Here is a 1,463-nt window from a genome sequence, read left to right as displayed (position 1 = left end):
GGGTCCATATTATTTATGGAGTGATTGTTTTTTATGGAAGAAAAAGTGAAGAGGAAGCAAGTTACATAATTAACAATACGCCTATGTTTACAACACCACCCGAGAATTTCATGGAGGCCTGTATGTTAGGTCATGAGGATGAATATTATTGGGGTATGGTAATGTCATATGGTGATAGATATTTTGAGAAGGGTTTTCCTCGTACAGCACCGAATGATTATTTTGAATGGGAAGATAGTTATATAAAAGATCACAATCTTGAGAGAAACACTCTAGTTTTTAATGATTAAAATAAGTGATGTTGCTAGAGCCGACAATTCTCAGTCGGTTCTGAATGTCTAGAATGAAAAGTATCTAAAAGAGCAGGTTTGATAATTTTGAAATATCCATCCGTACACATTGATAAATCATTTAATATTACGGTGTCTAACATGATTGATTTTAACGCGAGGATTGTGTCGGGTGTTTTCATAGGGAATGTCGTTCTAAATGAAAATATTTCACTATATATTAATGAGATGCACTCCAGATTTAGTGTTAAGATTAAAAACCACTTCCTACCTGACGGGAGTGATCGAAAGTCATATACAGTCGACAATACCTTGACCATCGTAACTGATAAAGACGGTGTCATTTTGTCACTTGGATGTAATGCTCATTATCAAGGGGCTACAATGGAATCATATTTCCCAGAATGAGTGTGATAGATATAATAAAGCTGACGATGTCGCAGAAAATATACAATGGCTCCATCATTATTAATGATGATTTTGGTGTTTCGTTTATCCTCCCATCCCCATATGATGAGATTTCCGATGCGATAAATCATATTCCTAGTGGTCTGATAATAAACGAAATTTTCGTATCTGATTTTTCATTCTGGCGTTAGCTTATGGAATATATGAGTGAGTTTAGTGAACATTTAATTAAATTTGGGGTGAGTGATATAGTTGTCACTGGCTACATAGATTCGGATACACCACCGATTTTTCACCCGATGTATGACAGGATTTACTTTATATCTGGTGAGGTTGTTTTTGAGGTTTACATCGGTAATGATGGGGTTGTTAATTCACATTTGGTTGAAAACATCGCTCCGTGGTTTGAGGTAGATGTGGATGATCAATTTTCTATGATGTCAATTTATTCCCAGTCATTTAAAACTGAGCAGGAGGTTATCATAGTTGGAGTAAATTATAGTGACGATCCGTCCTCAGGGGTTTTCTTAAAATATAAGGCAGGTGACGATGAGCGGCTATTATCTTTAGAATCAAATAATTTTTTCGGTTTTCTCATTTCATAGTTCAAAGGATTTCGAGATTATTGAATGCTAGTAGTTAATTGAAGCTTTGAGTTTTTTGATAGTGGCATTGAAAATTAGAGGGTTATTGTAAGTAACATGGTGATTGATTGTTAGAAATAGCTTATTCCATCTGTCGTAGGAGGAGGAAAGAACTGTGGAG

2 protein-coding genes are annotated in these 1,463 nt (G+C 35.3%); both read left to right on the top strand.

Translation table 11 applies throughout. The features are described 5' to 3' along the window. A partial coding sequence (locus tag ACZ6S8_RS39605; protein WP_469463259.1) for a hypothetical protein occupies positions 1 to 290 on the top strand: 290 nt, incomplete at its 5' end. Between the two features lie 611 nt (positions 291 to 901). Further along, positions 902 to 1,303 carry a hypothetical protein gene (locus tag ACZ6S8_RS39600; protein WP_227256392.1) on the top strand — a complete coding sequence of 134 codons (402 nt, stop codon included), beginning with the start codon at positions 902 to 904 and terminating at the stop codon, positions 1,301 to 1,303. Positions 1,304 to 1,463: the final 160 nt, after the last annotated feature.

Source organism: Streptomyces sp. NPDC048461 (genome assembly GCF_055587105.1).
Note: the sequence above shows the minus strand (reverse complement) of the source record. Positions and strands in the feature narration are given on the sequence as shown.

Coding starts and splice junctions, on each gene's coding strand:
- ACZ6S8_RS39600 (WP_227256392.1), top strand. CDS start 902: ATGAGTGAGTTTAGTGAACATTTAATTAAATTTGGGGTGAGTGATATA.